At 63.7% G+C, this 19023-nt stretch carries 21 protein-coding genes; 2 read left to right on the top strand and 19 right to left on the bottom strand.

Going from position 1 to position 19023, the window contains the following annotated elements; translation table 11 throughout:
* Positions 1-50 precede the first annotated feature (50 nt).
* Together FJ546_RS29260 and FJ546_RS29255 are read right to left on the bottom strand one after the other, a co-directional pair.
* Complete coding sequence (locus FJ546_RS29260) at positions 51-926, bottom strand: NAD(P)-binding domain-containing protein (RefSeq protein ID WP_140892629.1); 876 nt, start codon at positions 924-926, stop codon at positions 51-53.
* Between the two features lie 28 nt (positions 927-954).
* On the bottom strand, positions 955-1719 hold the full coding sequence (locus FJ546_RS29255) for an SDR family oxidoreductase (protein ID WP_140892627.1): 765 nt from the start codon (positions 1717-1719) through the stop codon (positions 955-957).
* 233 nt (positions 1720-1952) lie between these two features.
* On the opposite strand from FJ546_RS29255, the gene FJ546_RS29250 reads away from it, so the two are divergent.
* A complete protein-coding gene (locus tag FJ546_RS29250; RefSeq protein ID WP_348642007.1) occupies positions 1953-2276 on the top strand; it encodes a winged helix-turn-helix transcriptional regulator in 324 nt (107 codons plus the stop codon).
* 68 nt (positions 2277-2344) lie between these two features.
* Here the strand turns inward: FJ546_RS29250 and ftsH are convergent, their stop codons facing one another.
* From ftsH to ybgC, 10 genes are all read right to left on the bottom strand, one after another.
* Complete coding sequence (gene ftsH / locus FJ546_RS29245) at positions 2345-4273, bottom strand: ATP-dependent zinc metalloprotease FtsH (RefSeq protein WP_019861731.1); 1929 nt, start codon at positions 4271-4273, stop codon at positions 2345-2347.
* 122 nt (positions 4274-4395) lie between these two features.
* A complete protein-coding gene (gene tilS / locus FJ546_RS29240; RefSeq protein WP_140892624.1) occupies positions 4396-5742 on the bottom strand; it encodes a tRNA lysidine(34) synthetase TilS in 1347 nt (448 codons plus the stop codon).
* 58 nt (positions 5743-5800) lie between these two features.
* On the bottom strand, positions 5801-6928 hold the full coding sequence (gene ybgF, locus FJ546_RS29235) for a tol-pal system protein YbgF (RefSeq protein WP_140892622.1): 1128 nt from the start codon (positions 6926-6928) through the stop codon (positions 5801-5803).
* A 212-nt stretch (positions 6929-7140) separates the two neighbouring features.
* Entirely contained in the window at positions 7141-7647 is a 507-nt protein-coding gene (pal, locus tag FJ546_RS29230; RefSeq protein ID WP_013892538.1) for a peptidoglycan-associated lipoprotein Pal, read from the bottom strand.
* Positions 7648-7879: 232 nt separating this feature from the next.
* Entirely contained in the window at positions 7880-8257 is a 378-nt protein-coding gene (locus tag FJ546_RS29225; RefSeq protein ID WP_140892663.1) for a four helix bundle protein, read from the bottom strand.
* 47 nt (positions 8258-8304) lie between these two features.
* On the bottom strand, positions 8305-9576 hold the full coding sequence (tolB, locus tag FJ546_RS29220) for a Tol-Pal system beta propeller repeat protein TolB (RefSeq protein WP_246687012.1): 1272 nt from the start codon (positions 9574-9576) through the stop codon (positions 8305-8307).
* Positions 9577-9655: 79 nt separating this feature from the next.
* Positions 9656-10813 (bottom strand): TonB family protein, encoded by a 1158-nt coding sequence (locus FJ546_RS29215; RefSeq protein WP_140892620.1) that lies wholly within the window; start codon positions 10811-10813, stop codon positions 9656-9658.
* 7 nt (positions 10814-10820) lie between these two features.
* On the bottom strand, positions 10821-11273 hold the full coding sequence (gene tolR, locus FJ546_RS29210) for a protein TolR (protein ID WP_027023582.1): 453 nt from the start codon (positions 11271-11273) through the stop codon (positions 10821-10823).
* 10 nt (positions 11274-11283) lie between these two features.
* On the bottom strand, positions 11284-11994 hold the full coding sequence (gene tolQ, locus FJ546_RS29205) for a protein TolQ (RefSeq protein WP_019861737.1): 711 nt from the start codon (positions 11992-11994) through the stop codon (positions 11284-11286).
* A gap of 431 nt (positions 11995-12425) precedes the next feature.
* Positions 12426-12896: a tol-pal system-associated acyl-CoA thioesterase gene (ybgC, locus tag FJ546_RS29200; protein ID WP_140892618.1), complete on the bottom strand. Its 471-nt coding sequence runs from the start codon at positions 12894-12896 to the stop codon at positions 12426-12428.
* 134 nt (positions 12897-13030) lie between these two features.
* Here ybgC and FJ546_RS29195 point away from each other — a divergent pair, with 134 nt between their 5' ends.
* Entirely contained in the window at positions 13031-14281 is a 1251-nt protein-coding gene (locus FJ546_RS29195) for a cellulase family glycosylhydrolase (protein ID WP_140892616.1), read from the top strand.
* 15 nt (positions 14282-14296) lie between these two features.
* Here the strand turns inward: FJ546_RS29195 and FJ546_RS29190 are convergent, their stop codons facing one another.
* From FJ546_RS29190 to FJ546_RS29160, 7 genes are all read right to left on the bottom strand, one after another.
* On the bottom strand, positions 14297-15193 hold the full coding sequence (locus FJ546_RS29190; RefSeq protein WP_140892615.1) for a metallophosphoesterase: 897 nt from the start codon (positions 15191-15193) through the stop codon (positions 14297-14299).
* Between the two features lie 158 nt (positions 15194-15351).
* Positions 15352-16389, bottom strand: coding sequence for a Holliday junction branch migration DNA helicase RuvB (gene ruvB / locus FJ546_RS29185; RefSeq protein ID WP_010912034.1), 1038 nt, complete (start codon positions 16387-16389; stop codon positions 15352-15354).
* A 43-nt stretch (positions 16390-16432) separates the two neighbouring features.
* A complete protein-coding gene (ruvA, locus tag FJ546_RS29180; protein WP_140892613.1) occupies positions 16433-17053 on the bottom strand; it encodes a Holliday junction branch migration protein RuvA in 621 nt (206 codons plus the stop codon).
* A gap of 27 nt (positions 17054-17080) precedes the next feature.
* Complete coding sequence (locus FJ546_RS29175; protein ID WP_140892612.1) at positions 17081-17500, bottom strand: type II toxin-antitoxin system VapC family toxin; 420 nt, start codon at positions 17498-17500, stop codon at positions 17081-17083.
* A complete protein-coding gene (locus tag FJ546_RS29170; protein WP_140892610.1) occupies positions 17478-17747 on the bottom strand; it encodes an AbrB/MazE/SpoVT family DNA-binding domain-containing protein in 270 nt (89 codons plus the stop codon). The genes FJ546_RS29175 and FJ546_RS29170 overlap by 23 nt, the downstream gene beginning before the upstream one ends.
* Before the next feature lie 56 nt (positions 17748-17803).
* Positions 17804-18313: a crossover junction endodeoxyribonuclease RuvC gene (ruvC, locus tag FJ546_RS29165; RefSeq protein ID WP_140892609.1), complete on the bottom strand. Its 510-nt coding sequence runs from the start codon at positions 18311-18313 to the stop codon at positions 17804-17806.
* A gap of 93 nt (positions 18314-18406) precedes the next feature.
* On the bottom strand, positions 18407-18940 hold the full coding sequence (locus FJ546_RS29160; RefSeq protein WP_038650276.1) for a DUF1465 family protein: 534 nt from the start codon (positions 18938-18940) through the stop codon (positions 18407-18409).
* Positions 18941-19023: the final 83 nt, after the last annotated feature.

Below are 19023 nucleotides of genomic sequence, written 5' to 3'. Positions count from 1 at the left end.
AAAGCCCGCGAACTGCAAGGTTCGCGGGCTTTTTGCTGCCTCGGCCAGTCTCAACTGCCTTGCTTCGAGGATTGCAGAAGCCCGACTAGGCTTGAAAGATCGGCGTTGGCACGACCAGCAGTCACGCCGCGTTTCATCAGGTTTTGCATCGGCAGGACGAGCTCTGTGCTGATATCGGCCGACCTGCTGGCATCGATCAGATTGAAATAGGCATCGGCCTGCATGCCCAGATTGGAAACGACGTTGCTGCTGTGATCGCCACTGTCGATCTGTTCCGCCCATTTCGGCAGTCCCCCTTGCATCGCCTGGAGCCAGGAGCCCAGCAGAGGCATGAATTCGCGGGCCGGGATCCCAGCCGCGCCCGTCAACGCCAGTGCATGAAGCACGCCCGCGAAGAGCCCGTACATGCCGGAAAGGAGCGCAATGTCATAGAGTGGTGCGAGACCCGCGTCCTCACCGAGATATCGGCTCGCGCCGAGTGCCTCGAGCCGCCCGGCATGAGCGTCGAACGCCTGCCTTGAACCGCTGTAGAGGATCAGGGCATGCTGCCCGCCGATCATCGGCGGCACGGCCATGATGCCGCCGTCGATATAATCGGCACCGTATTCGGCGACCCAGTCGGACATCGCCCTCGCCTGCTCGGGCGTGCCGTTGGTGAGGTTGACCAATGTGCGGCGCGGCAGCGCTTCCCGCGCGGGATCCAGCACCTGACGGACGGTGTCGTAGACAAGAAGGCACGCCACGATCAGAGGGCTCGAGCTGACGGCTTCCTCCACGCTAGCGGCCACGACGGCGCCCTTGGCCGCAAGAACGTCCGACTTCGCCGGCGAGCGGTTCCACACTGTTACCGCATGTCCCTTGTTCAGAAAGGCTTCGGCGAGTGCCGTGCCCATGGCGCCGAGGCCGATTACCGCGATATCGCTCATTCTGCTTCTCCTTTGGTTGCTTGCAGGGTCAGGCCGGTATCGGGCTCAGGTCCTGGCCGAGGCCCCCGTCAACCGTCAGCCGCTCGCCCGTTGTGAAGGTCGCGTCGAACGCCAGGAACAGCACCGCGCGCGCCACCTCCTCGACCGTGCCGTGGCGCTTCATCGGCGTGACCGCATCGCCTATCCTCATGAACGCCTCCCGCTCCTCGGCGGAAGCATCGGCCACTCCCATGGTAGGCGTATCGATGAAGCCTGGGCTGACCACATTCACGCGAATCCGGCGCGGCAGAAGCTCGGCGGCCAGCACCTTGGCGAAGGCGCGAAGTGCGGCCTTCGATCCGGAGTAGACGCTCATGCCGCCGGTGCCGGACTCGTCGGCGACCGAGGAGGTGAACACGATGGCGCCGCCATTCCTGATCAGCGGCAGCAGGCGCTGGACGGTGAAGAAGGCACCCTTGGCATTGATGGCGAAGATGCGGTCGTAGCTGTCCTCGGTGACGCGTTCCGCCGGCTCGATATTGGCGACCCCGGCATTGATGTGCAGGAAGTCGATCTGGCCGAGCTTCTGTCCCACTTCGGCCCCGAGCGTGACGATATCGGTCATGTCGCTGATGTCGGACCGCACGACATGTGCCCGAGAAAACAGTTTTTCGCGCGCGGCTTCGATATTGCGTTGGTCGCGGCCCGTGACCAGGATTTCGGCACTGCCTTCGATCAGGGCTTCCGCAACGGCAAGTCCCATGCCGTGCGTTCCCCCGATCACCACGGCCTTCTTGTTTGCATATCGTGTCATGATCCATTCCTTTCAGGCAAAATCCGGCCGCCGACGGCCTTTGCAGACCGAAGCGAGATGCCGATATGACGCTGTGGTGTTCGCCGGTATTGGCGATCTGGTCCGAAGCTATGGACCGGCTTGGTTTTTCTCAAGTACCGACAAAAATGTAAGCCACCCACCGAATGCTCAGAATTGGATGAAACATGGGAAAGAAACAGCCAGATAGTTGCGGACTGGGACCGGCGCTGGAGGTGATCGGCGGCAAATGGAAAGCGTTGCTGCTCTGGCAGATACACAAGGCGCCGGCACGATTCGGTGAACTGAAGCGTCTGGTGCCGGATATCAGCGAAAAGATGCTGATCCAGCAGCTACGCGAGATGGAAGCTGACGGCATCGTCCATCGCGAAGTCTTCCCCGAAGTGCCGCCCAGGGTCGAATACTCGATCACCGATTTCGGCATCGAACTGGACAATGCCCTGATCCCGCTCGCGAGATGGGGCAAGCAGCATGCCGGGCGCGGCGCGGAGGGGCAGCGCCCGGGGAAAGCGAACGCGCATACGCCGCACGGCCTTTGACAGGCGCTGAACAGCAAAACGCCGCGGGTTGAGCCGCGGCGTTTTGCTTGAAAACCAGTAAACCCGGCTCAGCTCGACGGCTGTGGCTCCATGCCGCCTTCGGGCTCGGGACCCTTCTTGCGGCGGCCGCCGGACTTCGGCACGGCCGAGCCGCGGCTGGGCGGCGTGTCGTCGCCTAGGTCGCGTGCGGGCTTTTCACCAGCGATCAGCTGCTTGATCTCGTCGCCCGACAGCGTCTCGTATTCGAGCAGCCCCTGCGCCAGCGCGATCCATTCCTTCTTCTTCTTGGTCAGGATGGACTTCGCCGTCGAATAGGCCTCGTCGATAAGGCGGCGCACTTCGGCGTCGATGATCTGCGCGGTCTCTTCCGAGATATTTTGCGTGCGCGCCACCGAATGGCCGAGGAACACTTCTTCCTGGTTGTCGCCATAGGCGACATGGCCGAGCTTGTCGGAGAAGCCCCAGCGCGTGACCATGGCGCGCGCCAGCTTGGTCGCCTGCTCGATGTCGGAAGAGGCCCCCGAAGTGATGTTCTCCTTGCCGAATTTGAACTCCTCGGCAACGCGGCCGCCCATCATGATGGCAAGGCGCGAGATCATGTACTTGTAGCTCATCGAATAGCGGTCGCCTTCCGGCAACTGCATGACCATGCCGAGCGCGCGGCCACGCGGAATGATGGTGGCCTTGTGCAGCGGGTCGGCCGACGGCACGTTGAGCGCCAGTATGGCGTGGCCGGCTTCGTGATAGGCGGTCAGCTCCTTCTCGGCCTGGGTCATGGCCGACGAGCGGCGTTCGGCGCCCATCATGATCTTGTCCTTGGCGTCCTCGAACTCGGCCATGGTGACGAGGCGCTTGTTGCGCCGCGCCGCCATCAGCGCCGATTCGTTGACCAGGTTCATCAGGTCGGCGCCGGAGAAGCCCGGCGTGCCGCGCGCGACAACCTTGAGGTCGACATTGGGGGCCAGCGGCACGTTGCGCACATGCACCTTGAGGATCTTCTCGCGGCCGACGATATCGGGGTTCGGCACCACCACCTGGCGGTCGAAACGGCCCGGACGCAGCAGCGCCGGATCGAGCACGTCGGGACGGTTGGTGGCGGCGATCAGGATGATGCTTTCGTTGGATTCGAAGCCGTCCATCTCGACCAGCAGCTGGTTCAGCGTCTGCTCGCGCTCGTCATTGCCGCCGCCGAGGCCGGCGCCGCGATGGCGCCCGACCGCGTCGATTTCGTCGATGAAGATGATGCAGGGCGCGTTCTTCTTGGCTTGGTCGAACATGTCACGCACGCGGGATGCGCCGACGCCGACGAACATCTCGACGAAGTCCGAACCCGAAATGGTGAAGAACGGCACGTTGGCTTCGCCGGCGACCGAGCGGGCGAGCAGCGTCTTGCCGGTGCCGGGAGGGCCGACCAAAAGCACGCCGCGCGGAATCTTGCCGCCGAGGCGCTGGAACTTCTGCGGATCGCGCAGGAACTCGACGATCTCTTCCAGGTCTTCCTTGGCTTCGTCGACGCCGGCGACGTCCTGGAAGGTGACGCGGCCATGCGCCTCCGTCAGAAGCTTGGCCTTCGACTTGCCAAAACCCATGGCGCGCCCTGATCCGGACTGCATCTGGCGCATGAAGAATATCCAGACGCCGAGGATCAGGATCATCGGCAGCCAGGAGATCAGGTAGCCGAACAGCGAATTGGAACCGTCGGTCTCGGGCCGCGCATTGATGGTGACGTTCTTGTCCTGCAACCGCGAGACCAGCTGCGGATCGCCGGGCGAATAGGTCTGGAAGCCGGTGGAATTGTCGGTGTACGTGCCGGTGATGCGGGCGCCCGCAATGGTCACCGTCTTGACCCGGCCGGCCGCGACATCCTGCAGGAATTGCGAATAAGGCACATCGCTCGAAGCCCCGCGCGTCTGCGGCGTCTGGAACAGATTGAAGAGAGCGATGAGCAGGACCGCTATGATCGCCCAGAGCGCGAGGTTGCGATAGTTCGGATTCATCAATTGTCCCGTTGGCGTCCGCGCACGGACAGCATCATGAGAGGAAACTTGAGCCTAACATAGGGAGAGCGTCTCCCCTTGCCAAGCAGAACAGCACGTCTGGGTTAAGCTTTCGACCACCATCAATCGGCACTGTGGCCGCCCAGTGGCGAAGCGGGAAGCGGTGACGCGCCGATCAGTTCGGCGACGGCCCGCGCCGGCGCCAGATCGAAGGACGGCAGAAAGCGCGAAAAAGGCGACACGACCGGTCGCGCCGCGAACGCCGGCGATCCCGGATTTTCAAGGGCTTGTCGCAATGTCGGTTCCGCGGCCATCGCGGCGCGCATCAGGCTTGCCGGGGTTTCTCCATGATCGATCGCCAGCCGCCTCGCTGCGGTCGCACCCAACGGTGCGATCAACAATGTGCCGGACCTGTCGTTCAATGTGATGTGGCGGCGGCCGTCCCAGATGGTGTTGTCGACGGCGGTTGCGGCGGGCGGCAAACCCCGCGCCTCGCGACGCAGGAAGACACCGGTTCGCCGGAAATCGACCACCGTCCGCGACAATGTGGCGCAAAGAAATCCGGCCTTCAGCCGGCCCAACAGCGCGTCGCTGCGCGCCTGGTCCGGCAGGAAGGCAACGCCTCCGGCGGTGGCCAGCAGGATGCGCAACGCATAGACGGCCGCCCGGTCGTCGTCCGCGGTCAGCATCGCCGGATCGAGCCGGACGAGACCCGTGCACGGCTGGCTGGCGAAGCGATGGATCAGGTCGGCAGCGCTGGCACCAAGCAGCCTGCGCTCGACGGCGGCCTGGCCGGCGAGCAGCAGCGCATTCTCCATGTGCCCGGCACTTTCGCCGGCAAGTGCTGCGCGCATGCGCGGCCGCTCGAAGGCCTCGTCGATATTGGTCGGGTCATCGGCCCAGCCAACATGTTCATGCCGCAGGAAATCGCGAAGCGCCGAGCGCCGCATCCCTAGAAGTGGGCGAACGATCCACTCGCGCCAGTCATAGAGGGTGGCCGGCGCCATGCCGGCAAGCCCACGGCCTGCCATGTCGGCAAACTCCCGGCCGCGTGCATGCCGCATCAGCACCGTCTCGGCCTGGTCGTCGGCGGTATGACCGGTAACGATCAGGCCGACGCCTTCCGCGCGCGCCGCCTCGGCCAGCAGATGGTAGCGCGCTTCGCGCGCCGCCGCCGGCAGACCGGTCGATGGCTTGCGCCCGGACCACGTCAGGGTGCGGTGGGCAATGCCGCGTTCGGCGCACAGCCTCGCCACGGCTTGCGCCTCGGCTGCCGAACCCTGACGCAGGCCATGGTCGATCGTCACGGCCAGCAGCTTCGCGGACGATGCGGTTCGGTCGAGATGCTGTTTGAGAAGGAGAAGCAGGGCGGTCGAGTCGCTGCCGCCGGACACGGCCGCAACGGCGCCGTGGGTAAAATCGATAGGCGAAAAAAGTCTGGTCGAAAGATCAGGCTCGGTGTCGAGCATCAACGCATGTCGTCCAAAAGCGGTCGCGGTCCAAGGACCAAGACATGCCTGGGAAAAATCAGCACGCAGCCAGGGCCTTCTCCTGCTTGACGCGTTCCTTGAGGGCATTGGAGATGTCGGGGTAGCGCTTGCCGACTTCGCTGAAGGTGGCGCAGGCGACGTCGTGTTGCTTGAGGCCGACCAGCGACACGCCGAGTTTCAACAACATGTCGGGCGCTTTCTTGGCCTTGGGGTAGTCCTTGCTGGCGGCGAGGAAGACTTCGGCCGCGTCGCGGTATTTCTGCTGGCCAAGCAGCGATTCACCCAGCCAGTAATGCGCGTCCGCCGCCTTCGCATCGCGCGGGAAGCGCGAGATATGATCGCGAAAACCCTGTTCGGCGGTGCTGTAGTCGCCCGACAGGATGAACTGATAGGAATTGCGGTAGAGTTCCTCCGGGTCCTTGGTGGACGGCAGCGCCGCGACGATCGTGCCATTGGACTTGCCGGCCTTGGCCGGAGCGCCTGTGGCCGGGGCGGTATCTTGCGCCGGCGCGGTCGACTGGGTGTTGCCGCCGGCATCGACCACATTGCCGTTCTTGTCGACGGTGATGGAACCAAAGGTCTTCTCCGGGGCTCCCTTGCCGGGAATCACCTTGCCGGGGTCGCCATCGGGCGATTCGACGATGACGTCCTCGACCGTCTTGCCGCCCGCGGACTGATTGCCGCCGGGCGCGGCGCCGGCATCCGCCGGAGCCTGGGTTGCCGGGGCCGCCGCCACGTCGGTGTTGGTGTCGGTGGTGGCGTCGGATTTCTTCTGCGCCGGAGCCTGTCCGCCTTGCGCGCCGCCTTCAAGCTGCTGGAAGCGGAACTCGTTGTCTTCCTGCTGCTTGCGCATCTGTTCCTGCATCTGCAGGATCTGGAAATTGAGCTCTTCGATCTTGCCGTTCATCTGGCGCAGCTGGTCCTCGAGCCCAGTGGCGCCGGCGCCGTTCGACTGCTGCGCGAGCTGGACCTGGTCGGGTTTCTTCTTGTCGCCGAAGAGGCTGGGCAACTCGATGCTCGGCAGATGGAAGGAAAAGCCGCTGTCGGTTGGCTGCCCAGGGGCGCTTGCCCCCGGACCGCTTGCCCCCGGACCGCTTGCCAGGGCGGTGAAGCCTGATAGGAGCAGCGCCGCAAGCGTGCCGCTCAGAACCGATCTCAAATGCATGTGCCTCTCGCCGTGTGTCGTTAGTCTGTTCGCGCCTTCCAATCAGAATGGGACCAGCCAAGCGCCCTCGGCTCATAGCAGGACGCGAGACTTCGGCCAAATTTTGTTTCGGGCACCCGGATATGAAAAAGGCGGCCCGAAGGCCGCCTTTCGCGAAGCTGTGTTGCATTTTTGCCAGTCGGCGCGATCGCGTCTCCCGACGCGCGGCCAACTCAGGAACCGGCGCCGCTGAGCGTGGTGACGGCGCGGCGATTCTGCGACCAGCAGGAGATGTCGTCGCACACCGCGACCGGACGTTCCTTGCCGTAGGAAATGGTTTTCAGGCGGCTGGAAGCGACACCCTTGGAAACGAGGAAGTCGCGGGCGGCGGCGGCGCGGCGGGCGCCGAGCGCCAGATTGTATTCGCGCGTGCCGCGCTCGTCGGCATGACCTTCCACGACGATGGCATACTGCTTGTACTGGTTCAGCCACTGCGCCTGGCGGGCGAGCGTCGTCTGTGCGTCAGCGCGGATCGAGGACGAGTCCGTATCGAAGAAGATGCGGTCGCCAATGTTGACGGTGAAATCCTGCGCCGAGCCGGGCGTTGCTGCACCGGCACCGTTGAGGCCAAGATCAGCGGCGCTGTTGGGCGTCTTCTTCGAAGCGCAACCGGCAATGGCGAGCATCGCCACCAGCGCGATCATGACCGGGTTTCTGGTAAGTGCTGCGATACGGCCCATGCCGCCTCTCCTTCGCATTTCGAGTGATTTCGTTGATCACCCAGTAACCACGTTTGGGTTAACCGGCATTCAAGAAACACGGTTAAAATTTGGTTTAGGCTGCCCGTCCGCAACCTTTTGACCAGGGGTCACAGTTGGCGCGGACCCTAGGCGGAAATGCGGCCAAAACGCGACGAATACGTGGAAAATGAGGAATTGAAGAACTGGGGAATTGAAGAAAAGAAGGGACAAATCACCTCAGTTTCTCCCTCAAATTCACCAGCATCCCGTAGATCTGGGCATAGGATTGCAGCCATTCATCCAGCTTGGCCTGTGTGATGTACCCAAGGTCGAATGCGTATGAAATCCACGTATCGACCTCGCTGCATGACCCCAAGGCCATCGAAATGAACCGCGCGAATTCGGCCTTCGAGTGAGTCTGCTTGGCAAATCCCTCCGCCAGATTGGCGCAGATTCCCTTGCTGGAACGACGCAACTGATCGGCCAGTGCGTATTGCTCAATCTTCGGGAAAGCGAGGGTGGCGTTGTGCACGTCAAGAGAAACCGCATAAGCCCGCTTATAGACCTCCAGGTCCCTCGCCCGCTGGATGTAGCCCCCTGCCTTCTCCATCACTTCAATTCTTCAATTCTTCAATTCCCCAGTTCCTCAATTCCCTCTTATTCCAACAACGGCGACCAAGCCGGGTCCGACGCGAAGTTCGTCGTCGGGATCGGCTGCTCATTGCGGCCGGTGAGGTCGACCGAAACCAGTTTCGGGCCGCCATTGGAGTCGCGGAAGAACATCAGCACGCGGCCGTTCGGCGCCCAGGTCGGTCCTTCCTGCTGGAAACCGGACGACAGGATGCGCTCGCCGGAACCATCGGTCTTCATGACGCCGATCTGGAACTCGCCGCCGGTCTGCTTGGTGAAGGCGATGAGGTCGCCGCGCGGCGACCACACCGGCGTCGAGTAGACGCCGTCGCCGAAGGAGATGCGGGTCTGGCCCGAGCCGTCGGCGCCCATGACATAGATCTGCGCGCGGCCGCCGCGGTCCGAGGTGAACACCACCTTGCTGCCGTCGGGCGAATAGGAGGGCGAGGTGTCGATGGCGGTCGAGTTGGTCAGCCGCGTCGTCGAGCGACTGCGCAGGTCCATGGCGAAGATGTTGGAATTGCCGTCGTCGCGCAGCAGGCTCATGATCACCTTCTGGCCGTCGGGCGAGAAGCGCGGCGCAAACGTCATGCCGGGGAAATTGCCGACCAGTTCGCGCTGCCCGGTCTCGATCTGCAGGAGATAGACCCGCGGCTGCCCGCTCTCATACGACATGTAGGTGATTTCCTGCCGGTTCGGCGAGAAACGCGGCGTCAGCACGATCGAGCGGCCGTCCGAGAGATAGCGGACATTGGCGCCGTCCTGGTCCATGATGGCAAGGCGCTTCTTGCGCGCGTTCTTGGCGCCTGATTCATCGATGAACACGACGCGCGTGTCGAAGTAGCCCTTCTCGCCGGTCAGCCGCTCATAGATGGCGTCGGCGATGATGTGGGCGACGCGGCGCTGGTTGGCGTCGTTGGCGAAGAACTGCTCGCCGGCCATCTGCTGTCCGGCAAAAGTGTCCCAAAGCCGGTACTGCGCACGGATGCGCCCATCGGCCTCCTTGCTGACGCTGCCGGTGACCAGCGCCTGCGCGTTGATCACCTTCCAGTCGTCGAAGCGGGGTGTGGCATCCGGGTTCGAGATCTTCTCGATGAAGGCGCTCTTGTCGATCGGCGCGAACAGGCCGGAGCGCTTCAGGTCGGCCGTGACGATCTGGGAGATCTGCGCGCCAAGCGCGTCGCCACCCTGGAAGTCCGTGATGGCGATCGGCAGCGGCTCGACATTGCCCTTGTTGACGTTGAGCTCGACGAGCGCCCACGCCGGCATGGGGACTACCGCCGTCATGCCCAGCGCCATGGCTGCAATCGTCAGGAGCGGCTTGAGGAAGGATCTCATATCTTCTCGCTTCTCTTCTTTGATTGGTTGGGCGCAGGGCCTAGAGGCCGAGCATCTCCCTTGGATCGAAAGTGACCCGGATGTCGTTCCAGATGTCCTGCTTGCCGGCAGGAACCTGCAGGCCGGCCACGTCGCATTTCTGAACCGCACGAACCGCGCTTTCATCGAACTGCCGGTTGCCGCTCGACTTTTCAACGGACGGACGGCCATCGAGCTTGCCGGAGTTGTCCAGGTTGAAGCGCACGACCACGACGAAATTCTCCGAGCCCTCGAGGCCGGCAGGCAATGTCCAGCAACCACCCAACTGGCTTTCCAGGGCGCCCTGTTCCGACTTCGACAGCTTCTGGCCCTGGTCCTTGTCGCCGCCGAGCGAGGCCTGCTGCGTCGAGCGCTTGGCGCCGCCGCCGGACGGCTTCTGCTTGTCGAGGAGCGCGGAGATCTCGTTCGCGTTGAACTGCTTGTCGTCGGATTTCGGTTTCGACGACGCTTCCTTGACCGGCTTGTCGGCATCCTTGCGTTCAGGCGCCTTGGCGCTTTCGGCCTGTGCCGGCTGCGGCTTCGGCCGCGCTTCCGGCGCGGGCGCAGAGCTCGGCAATTGCGTCTCTTCGGTCGGCGGATCCTTGGCTATGGCCTCGGCGACGGCATCCGGCTTGACCTCGGGCGTCGGATCGATAGCGGCGGTCTTGTCCTGCGGCGGCGGGGTCGGCGCCGGCTTGGCCGGCGTCGGCTTCGGTTCGGTCTGCTTGACCGGTTGGGGCTTGACCTCCTCCTTGGGCGTCGGCGCGGGCGCCACTTCCGTCGCCGGAATGGGCTTCGGCTTTTCCTGCGGCTTCGGCACGTCCTCGGTCTTCGGCGTCTCTTTGAGAGTCGGCGCGGGTGGCGGGGCGGAGGTCATGTCGACGGGCTTCGGCTTGGCCTCCGGCGTTATCGGCTTGTCGGTGTCGACGCTGTTCTCGCCGACCTTCTGCGAAGCCGGCACGATGTCGGGACGCTGCGTCGGCAGCGGCGCCGGCTTTTCATGCATCACGGCCTTCTTGTCGCCTTGCAGCGTCTGCGCGATGGCTTCCATCGGCACGATATCGACCGCGACCGACTCGACATCGGCGGACGGAAGCGCGGCCGGCGCCGACAGCGTGAACAGGCCGAAGGCCAGCACCGCCGTGTGCAAGATCACCGATGTGGTGAGGCCGGTCTTCATCGCGCGTCTATTGATCCTGTTCCTGCAGCGAAACCAGGCCGATATTCTTGTAGCCGGCGGCCGAAATGCGGGCCATCACCTTCATCGCCGTGCCGTAGTCGGTGGACTTGTCACCACGGATGAAGATGCGCTCCTCGTAACCGGTCTTCGAGATCGCCTGCAGCTTGGCCACCAGCTCCTCGATCGGGATCTCGGTTTCCTGGAGATAGATCTGGCCGGTGGCATTGATCGAAACGGTGATCGGCTGCGTGTCGGCATTCATCGCCTTGGCCTGCGTGTCGGGCAGGTCGATGGGCACGCCGACCGTCAGCATCGGTGCGGCGACCATGAAGATGATCAAAAGCACCAGCATCACGTCGACCATCGGCGTGACGTTGATTTCCGACATCAGCCCATGGTGACGGCCGCGCCGCCTGTGGCCGCGCCCGCCGCGTCCCGCCATGCCTACGGACATACCCATCAGCTACTCCTCAGGCCTTCGGCGCGACTTTTTCATCGATTTGGCGCGAGAGTATGGCGGAGAACTCGTCGGAGAACCCTTCCATGCGCACCGCGAGCTTGCTCGCATCCGATGACAGCTTGTTGTAGGCGATGACCGCCGGGATGGCGGCGAGCAGGCCGATGGCCGTCGCCAGCAACGCCTCGGCGATGCCGGGCGCGACAACCGCAAGGCTGGTGTTCTTGGACCCGGCAATGGCCTGGAACGAGGTCATGATGCCGATGACCGTGCCGAACAGACCGATGAACGGGGCCGCCGAGCCCGTGGTGGCGAGGAAGCCGAGGCGGCCCTCCAGCTTCTCCATCTCGCGGGTCAGCGCCAGGTCCATCGCCTTGTCGATGCGGGTCTGCAGCCCGAGCGGCGTCTTGGCGCCCTTCTCGAAGCTCTTCTTCCACTCGCGCATGGCGGCGACGAAAATGGCGCCCATGCCTGAGGTTTTGCGGTCGGCGAGCGTGCGGTAGAGCTCTTCCAGCGACTGTCCGGACCAGAAGACCTGCTCGAAGCGGTTCAGCGCCAGCCGCATGCGGCCATAGGCAACCAGCTTGTCGATGATGATCGCCCAGGTCCAGACCGAGGCGCAGAGCAGCCCGATCATGACCAGCTTGACCACCCAGCTGGCCTGCATGAACAGCGCCCAAATCGACAATTGCGCGCCCGGTTCGGCGAGTGCGATATTTTCCATCGTTACGTCCTTAAGATTTTCCGGGCGAAGCTGGCGGCTGGCCCCTGGCATCCCTTGTGGTCGGTTCGCACGAAGCTACCGGACGCCCCAAACCGTGCCGTTAACGGCCTTTTCAGGGCAAATATTGGTGAAACGAAGGCGCTGGATAGCGCCAATCTTCACCAATCTCTTCATGAACCGTTATGGTTAAGGATGGGTTAGTGAATAAGGCGCGGCGCATTGCCGCGCCTGGCAGTCCCCGAACCGGGCCTGCGTCAACTCATACGCCGTTCAAAGGTGGGTTGAGATTCAGGTTGGGCCGAGTCGAAACGGTGGGCTTCCGAGAACCGGAGCGGAGCGTACTTTTGGGTACGCGGGCACAGTTCTACTGCAACGCAGCAGAACGGTGAAGCGCAGGGGACCGCCGTTTGCCGGCCTGCATCGCCTGAATATCAGGCGACCTTGGGCATGAACGCCGCGACCCACTCCTTGGGAAAACGCCGCGGCCGGCCATTCTCGCCGATGATCGCCGCCTCGACCTTGGCTTCGACCAGCACCTCGTCGCCGCGCTTGAGCTGCTGCGCCATGAAAATGCGCGCGCCGGAAATGGTGTCGGTGCGGGTGTCGATAGTCAGGATGTCGTCGATGCGGGCGGGGCTGAGGAAGTCGATTTCCATGCGGCGCACCACCCAGACGATCTTCTCGCCATGCTTGCCGTCGGCGAGTTCGGTGTGATGCACGCCGGTCAGCCTGAGATAGTCGGAGCGGCCACGCTCGAGGAATTCGAGATAGCGCGCGTGGTAGACGACACCGGAGAAATCGGTGTCGGCATAATAGACCCGCGCCATCAGCCGGTGGCCGAACGCCGTCAGCGCGCCGGAAAGCCCGGCCAGCAGCGTCGCCGATTCACCATGATCGTCCATTGCGCTTCCTTTTTCAGTCGCGGCGAGGCACCTGTTCCGCGCGTGACCTGGAGCATGATCCCGAAAAGTGGGAACCGGTTTTCTCGGACAAACGGGTTTCCGTTTGTCCAGAGATCATGCTCCAGAAACATCGGATGGCACTGTTGACGACGATGATCAAGAGCTTGATGGCGGCGCTGCTGGTGCTGATGGCTTTGGCGCTGCCCGGCCAGGCAGCGACATTTGCGATGAAGCGCGGCCTCAATCTCGACCAGTGGGTCACTTGGCCCGGCGAGGATCAGTGGGACGACGCCAAGACCATACTGCCCTATCCGGAATGGCGCAAATTCCTCAAGGCCGACGATCTCAGAGCGCTCAAGGAAGCGGGTTTCGATTTCCTGCGCATGCCGGTCGACCCATCGCCTTTCCTGTCCGACCAGACAACGGCGTTGCGTGACGACCTCTATGGCAGCGTGCTGGACTCGGTGCGCATGATCAACCGCGCCGGCCTGAAGGTGATCGTCGACATGCACCTGATCCCGGCAGGCGGCAGCCGCAAGATCGGCATGGCGCAGGTGATGGATGATCCCCAGACCTTCGACCGCTACGTCGACATGGTGCGCAAGATGGCCCGCACCCTGGCCGGCGAAGATCCGAGCCAGGTCGCCTTCGAATTGATGAACGAACCGGTCGTCGACTGCGACAGCGACGGCACCAGCCTGTGGCCAGACCGCCAGCGCAAATTGTTCGCCGCGGCACGATCCTCGGCGACGAAATTGACCCTGGTGCTGACCGGCGGCTGCTATTCCGCAGCTTCGTCCCTGGAGAAGATCGACCCCAAGGCGATCCCCGACGACAATGTCATCTGGACCTTCCACTCCTACGATCCATTCCTGCTCACCCATCAGGGCGCGACCTGGGCCAGCGACTTTATCCCCTATGTGACGGGCATGCCCTATCCGCTCGATGCCGTGCCGAAGGCGCAGCTCGATGTGACGCTCGACACCATCCGCGCGCGGATCAAAGCCGAAGCGCCGTGGACACGGCAGAGCGGGCTGCTTGCCTATCTCGACGAACAGATCGCCAGCATGGACAGCCCCGGCAAGCTGCTCGGCCTGATGGACGCGCCGTTCAAAAGGGTCGAGGCATGGGCGAAAGCCAACGGCATCAGGCCCGAAAACATCACACTGGGTGAGTTCGGCATGATCCGCCAGGAATACGGCAATGCCTATGTAATGCCGGCGCAGTACCGCGCCGCTTACGTCAAGGACATGATCGCCCGCGCCGAGGCGCATGGTTTCTCATGGTCGGTGTGGAGCTATGGCGGCGCCTTCGGCGTCGTCGATGCCTTCAATGGCGACAAGGCCGAGCCGGATGTTATGGACGTGATCCGCTCGCTTCCCTGAGCACTGTTGTTCAAATCAGCCGAGGTCGATCTGCAGGACCTCCGGGCGCACGCCGAAACGCACCGGCATGATGCTGAAGCCAAGCCCGCCGGAGACGATCAGATTGCGGTCGTTCTCGACGACATGGCCATAGGCGTAGCGGTTGCCGAAACGCGACGGCACGACGGGCGAATAGCCGAACAGCCGCACTTGCCCGCCATGCGTGTGGCCCGACAGGGTCAGCGAAACCCGCGACGGGACGGTCGGAAAAATATCCGGCTCATGGGCGAGCAGGATGATCGGCGCGGAGTCGCCAACCTTGGCCAACGTGCCATCGAGATCGTCGAGCCCCTTGCAGTCGTCGCCCCTCCTGGCCGGCAGCAGCGCCAGCTGGTCGGCAAGGCCGGCGATCCAGACGCCATGGCCATCCTTCTCCAGGCGCACGACATCGTTCTCCAGCACCGGGATGCCGACCTTTTCCAGGGCCTTGCGTGCGATGATTGGACCCGCGCCGGCGCGCTGCGCCAAGCCGTCGCTCCACCAATCATGGTTGCCAAGGATCGACAGAACGCCGAGCGGCGCCTTGAGGCCGGACAGGGCGGAGGCCCATTGCGACGGCGTCACCGGTCCCGTCACCAGCGGCATGCCGGCAATGTAGTCGCCCAGCAGCACGACGAGGTCCGGCTGCAGCGCATTGGCGTCTTCGACCAGCGAAGCAATACGTTCCGGCGTCATCCACGGCCGGCAGGCATGGATATCGGCGAGCGCGACAACCCGCAGCTTCAGGCCATCAGGCCAGTGCGGCGGCGCCAGCGCGTAGCGCTTCACATGAGTCAAGAGCATCGGCTCGATGCCGACCGCATAGGCGCCGAGCGCGGCAGCCGTCAGTAACGACCCGCCGACGAAGCGCAGGAACCCGCGTCTGGTTATCATGGATTGGCTCCCAGCCCTTCGATCGCGCGGTTCCCCGCACGCGTCCGATAAAATCCACGATTACGCCGGCAAATCGGCAAAGACGCGCAGATTTTGCGCAGGACGGGTCACATATCCTTGATCACTGGTCTGGGAACCCGCGCCTGAACGCTTGGCGGCTATTCTTCCTGGAACAGGTTGATCTGCTGCTGCGCCAAATCCTTCGGCGCATCGAGGCCGAGATGGCGCCAGGCATTGGCCGTCAGCATGCGTCCGCGCGGCGTGCGCTGGATGAAGCCCTGCTGGATCAGATAGGGCTCGATGATGTCCTCGATGGCGTCGCGCGGCTCGGACAGGCCGGCGGCGATCGTCTCGATGCCGACCGGCCCGCCGCCGAAATTGCGGGCGATCATCGAGAGATAGCGGCGGTCGAGCGCATCGAGGCCGAGCGCGTCGACCTCCAGCCGGGTCAACGCCTCGTCGGCGATCAGGCGATCGACATGGCCGTCGCCGGCGACCGAGGCGAAGTCGCGCACGCGGCGCAACAGCCGCCCAGCGATGCGCGGTGTGCCGCGCGCGCGCCGCGCGATCTCCAACGCGCCGTCGTCGCCGAGCGGCATTTGCAGAATGCGCGCGCCGCGCCGGACGATCTGCTCCAGTTCCTCGACCGTATAGAAGTTGAGCCGCACCGGAATGCCGAACCGGTCGCGCAGCGGATTGGTGAGCAGGCCAAGCCGCGTGGTGGCCGCGACGAGGGTGAAGCGCGCGAGGTCGATCTTGACCGAGCGCGCCGCCGGCCCCTCGCCGATGATCAGGTCGAGCTGGAAATCCTCCATCGCCGGATAGAGGATTTCCTCCACCGCCGGGTTGAGCCGGTGGATCTCGTCGATGAACAGCACATCGCCTTCTTCGAGATTGGTGAGCAGTGCGGCGAGATCACCGGCCTTGGCGATGACCGGTCCGGACGTCGAGCGGAAATTGACGCCGAGTTCGCGCGCCATGATCTGCGCCAGCGTCGTCTTGCCCAGCCCCGGAGGCCCGACGAACAGCACATGGTCGAGCGCCTCGTTGCGGCCCTTGGCGGCCTCGATGAACACTTTGAGATTGGCCCGCACCGCCGCCTGGCCGACGAAATCGGCAAGCGTTTGCGGCCGCAAGGTCTGATCGGCGTCCTCGCCGCGTTTTTCCGGAGCTATGAGACGGGGCGACAGGCTCATGCTGTCTTCCTTGCATATGGCAAGAGGAGGGGCAAGCGAGCCCTCACCGCGCCAGTTCCTTCAGCCCGAAGCGGATCAGCTTCGAGGCATCCGCGTCCTCGCCCGCCGTCTTCAGCGCCGCGGCCACCGCATTGGCGGCGGTGTCGCGCGAGTAGCCGAGATTGACCAGCGCCGAGACCGCGTCGGTGATCGGCGCGGCGGCCACGCCCTCGCCGAGCTCCTGTTTCAGGCCGATGGTGCCCGAGGCGGCGCCCGCATAGGCCGGCGCCTTGTTCTTCAATTCGGTGACGATGCGCTCGGCCACCTTCTTGCCGACACCAGGCGCGCGGGCAACCATGGCGAGGTCGCGCAACGCGATCGCATTGGCCAGATCCGCCGGTGCCAGCGTCGACAGGATGGCGAGCGCCACCTTGGCGCCGACGCCCTGCACATTGCTCATCAACAGCCGGAACCATTCGCGCTCCAGCGCCGACTGGAAGCCGTAAAGCCGGATCATGTCCTCGCGCACATAGGTCTCGATGAACAGCACGACCGCCTCGCCGGGCGAAGGCAGCGCGGCAAGTGTGCGCGCCGAACAGTAGGCGACATAGCCGACGCCATGAATGTCGACGAGGCAATGATCCTCGTCGATCTCGTCCAGCGTGCCCTTGAGCTTGCCGATCATGCCGGATCTTTCATGGAAGATAGGCCCTCATGGATGGGTTTCAGGAGAGACGATGTCGAGGTCGGGAAAGCAACTGCGGTAACGTGCAGCATCGCGTGTCAAGAGACGATGCCCGGCAACGGTCGCATGAGCACCGATAAAGAAATCAGGCAGCGTTCTTTCCCTGATCCCGCCGGCCCGGCGATAGCGGGAATGCGTGACGCCGGCAAGGAATGCCGCGTCCCAGGGTATGAGTTCACGATCCATCTCCAGCATGTCGACGGCTTTTCGAAGCGCCGCCTCTGTCGCGATCAGCGGCGCCAACTCGGACCAGATGATCGAATTGACGACCAATGCACCGTCGCGGCGGCAGAAGGCGATCGCCGATGCCGACCATTCTTTCATCGGCCCGGCTGGTCCCCAAACGTCGATCAGGACATTTGTGTCAATCAACGTTGAGATCTTCACGCGGCCCCCTCAGCCACTCCATGTATTGGTCGGTGGTCATGCCCCCCAGATCCAACGTCCCCTCCATCCGGTCGAGGACATCTTGGAGCCTGCGCAATTTCTCCTCCTCGGAGAGGTTCTCCTTGACGGCAACCAGCTGAACACCCTCGTCGGTGGCCACGAATTCCACCTCCGAGCCCGGACCGATGCCCAGATGGTCCCTTATCGGCTTGGGGATTGTCACTTGCCCCTTGGTGGTGACGCGCATGGTAATACCTCCAAGGTATTACTTATCCTCTCGCCGTGAACAAGTCAAGAACATCGCTAACCGGCGAGCGCCATCCGATAGGCAGCGCTCTGCCGGTGGTGCGCGTGGCAAATCGCGATGGCCAGCGCGTCGGCGGCATGTTCGGTGTCGAAGGTCGCCTTGGGCAGTAGCACCTTCACCATCATGTGGATCTGCTTCTTGTCGCCATGGCCGACGCCGATGACAGCCTTCTTTACCGCATTGGGCGCGTATTCGGCGACGACCAGGCCGGCCCGCGCCGGCACCAGCATGGCGATGCCGCGCGCCTGGCCGAGCTTCAATGTTGCCACGGCATCCTTGTTGACGAAGGTCTGTTCGACGGCCGCCTCATGCGGCATTGCCGCATGCAGGACTTCGGCGAGCCCGTCATGCAATTGGCAGAGCCGCGTCGCCAGCGCCGCCTTGTCCTCGGAGCGCACGGTGCCGGACGCGACGAAGCGCAAGGAATTGCCAAGGCTCTCGACGATGCCCCAGCCGGTGCGCCTGAGCCCCGGATCGATGCCGATGATGCGAATCGCTTCCCCCATCCGGTCACTTTACCTCCGGGGGACAGCGATGCCAGCGAAATGTGAACAAACCGGAAACGGCAGCCTATCCGGCGGGAAATAGTCCGAAGCCGCTCAGTTGCGGGCGAATGCCGTGTTGAGCAGGCTGATCTGGTCGGAAACCGGATTGGGCCGGCGGCCCATCGGCTGCATGTCGACCACGGCGCCGGCGCCGTAGATCTCGTCGTCCATGCGGCGCACCAATGCCTGCAGGCGAAGCGAACGGTTGACCAGGTCGAGGAACTCCTCGGGCAGTTCGGCCCAGCCGGCGGCTTCGTCATGCGCGGAAGCGGTATCGAGGCGCACCTTGGACTTTTCCGAAGCGACCTGGTCTCGGGTCATCTCGCCGGAATTGGCCGCGCGCTGCAAAAGCAACCATGACGCAACCTGCATCAGCCTGGTCGTCAGCCGCATCGATTCGGCCGCGTAGAGCGTGGCCGCCAGCCGCGACAGCTTCTTGGCCTCGGCGCGGCCCTTGCCGTCGAGATACTCGGCCGCCTGTTCGACCAGCCCCATGCCTTCCTGGTAGAGCGGTTTGAAGGAGTGCGAAAAAACCCGACGTTCCGCCAGTTTGACGGTTTTCGCACTGCCCTTCGAAGGCTCGTTCATTGATACGCCCCTGCACTTGCAACCGGCCGATTCGGTTCTCTGCCGATACACCCGGCACCCTATCTGACTGAAGCTTGAAAATG

This window comes from Mesorhizobium sp. B2-4-19, from assembly GCF_006441315.1.
Classification (GTDB): Bacteria; Pseudomonadota; Alphaproteobacteria; order Rhizobiales; family Rhizobiaceae; genus Mesorhizobium.
Note: the sequence above shows the minus strand (reverse complement) of the source record. Positions and strands in the feature narration are given on the sequence as shown.

Coding starts and splice junctions, on each gene's coding strand:
- FJ546_RS29260 (WP_140892629.1), bottom strand. CDS start 926: ATGAGCGATATCGCGGTAATCGGCCTCGGCGCCATGGGCACGGCACTC.
- FJ546_RS29255 (WP_140892627.1), bottom strand. CDS start 1,719: ATGACACGATATGCAAACAAGAAGGCCGTGGTGATCGGGGGAACGCAC.
- ftsH (WP_019861731.1), bottom strand. CDS start 4,273: ATGAATCCGAACTATCGCAACCTCGCGCTCTGGGCGATCATAGCGGTC.
- tilS (WP_140892624.1), bottom strand. CDS start 5,742: ATGCTCGACACCGAGCCTGATCTTTCGACCAGACTTTTTTCGCCTATC.
- ybgF (WP_140892622.1), bottom strand. CDS start 6,928: ATGCATTTGAGATCGGTTCTGAGCGGCACGCTTGCGGCGCTGCTCCTA.
- pal (WP_013892538.1), bottom strand. CDS start 7,647: ATGGGCCGTATCGCAGCACTTACCAGAAACCCGGTCATGATCGCGCTG.
- FJ546_RS29225 (WP_140892663.1), bottom strand. CDS start 8,257: ATGGAGAAGGCAGGGGGCTACATCCAGCGGGCGAGGGACCTGGAGGTC.
- tolB (WP_246687012.1), bottom strand. CDS start 9,576: ATGGCGCTGGGCATGACGGCGGTAGTCCCCATGCCGGCGTGGGCGCTC.
- FJ546_RS29215 (WP_140892620.1), bottom strand. CDS start 10,813: ATGAAGACCGGCCTCACCACATCGGTGATCTTGCACACGGCGGTGCTG.
- tolR (WP_027023582.1), bottom strand. CDS start 11,273: ATGGGTATGTCCGTAGGCATGGCGGGACGCGGCGGGCGCGGCCACAGG.
- tolQ (WP_019861737.1), bottom strand. CDS start 11,994: ATGGAAAATATCGCACTCGCCGAACCGGGCGCGCAATTGTCGATTTGG.
- ybgC (WP_140892618.1), bottom strand. CDS start 12,896: ATGGACGATCATGGTGAATCGGCGACGCTGCTGGCCGGGCTTTCCGGC.
- FJ546_RS29195 (WP_140892616.1), top strand. CDS start 13,031: ATGGCACTGTTGACGACGATGATCAAGAGCTTGATGGCGGCGCTGCTG.
- FJ546_RS29190 (WP_140892615.1), bottom strand. CDS start 15,193: ATGATAACCAGACGCGGGTTCCTGCGCTTCGTCGGCGGGTCGTTACTG.
- ruvB (WP_010912034.1), bottom strand. CDS start 16,389: ATGAGCCTGTCGCCCCGTCTCATAGCTCCGGAAAAACGCGGCGAGGAC.
- ruvA (WP_140892613.1), bottom strand. CDS start 17,053: ATGATCGGCAAGCTCAAGGGCACGCTGGACGAGATCGACGAGGATCAT.
- FJ546_RS29170 (WP_140892610.1), bottom strand. CDS start 17,747: ATGCGCGTCACCACCAAGGGGCAAGTGACAATCCCCAAGCCGATAAGG.
- ruvC (WP_140892609.1), bottom strand. CDS start 18,313: ATGGGGGAAGCGATTCGCATCATCGGCATCGATCCGGGGCTCAGGCGC.
- FJ546_RS29160 (WP_038650276.1), bottom strand. CDS start 18,940: ATGAACGAGCCTTCGAAGGGCAGTGCGAAAACCGTCAAACTGGCGGAA.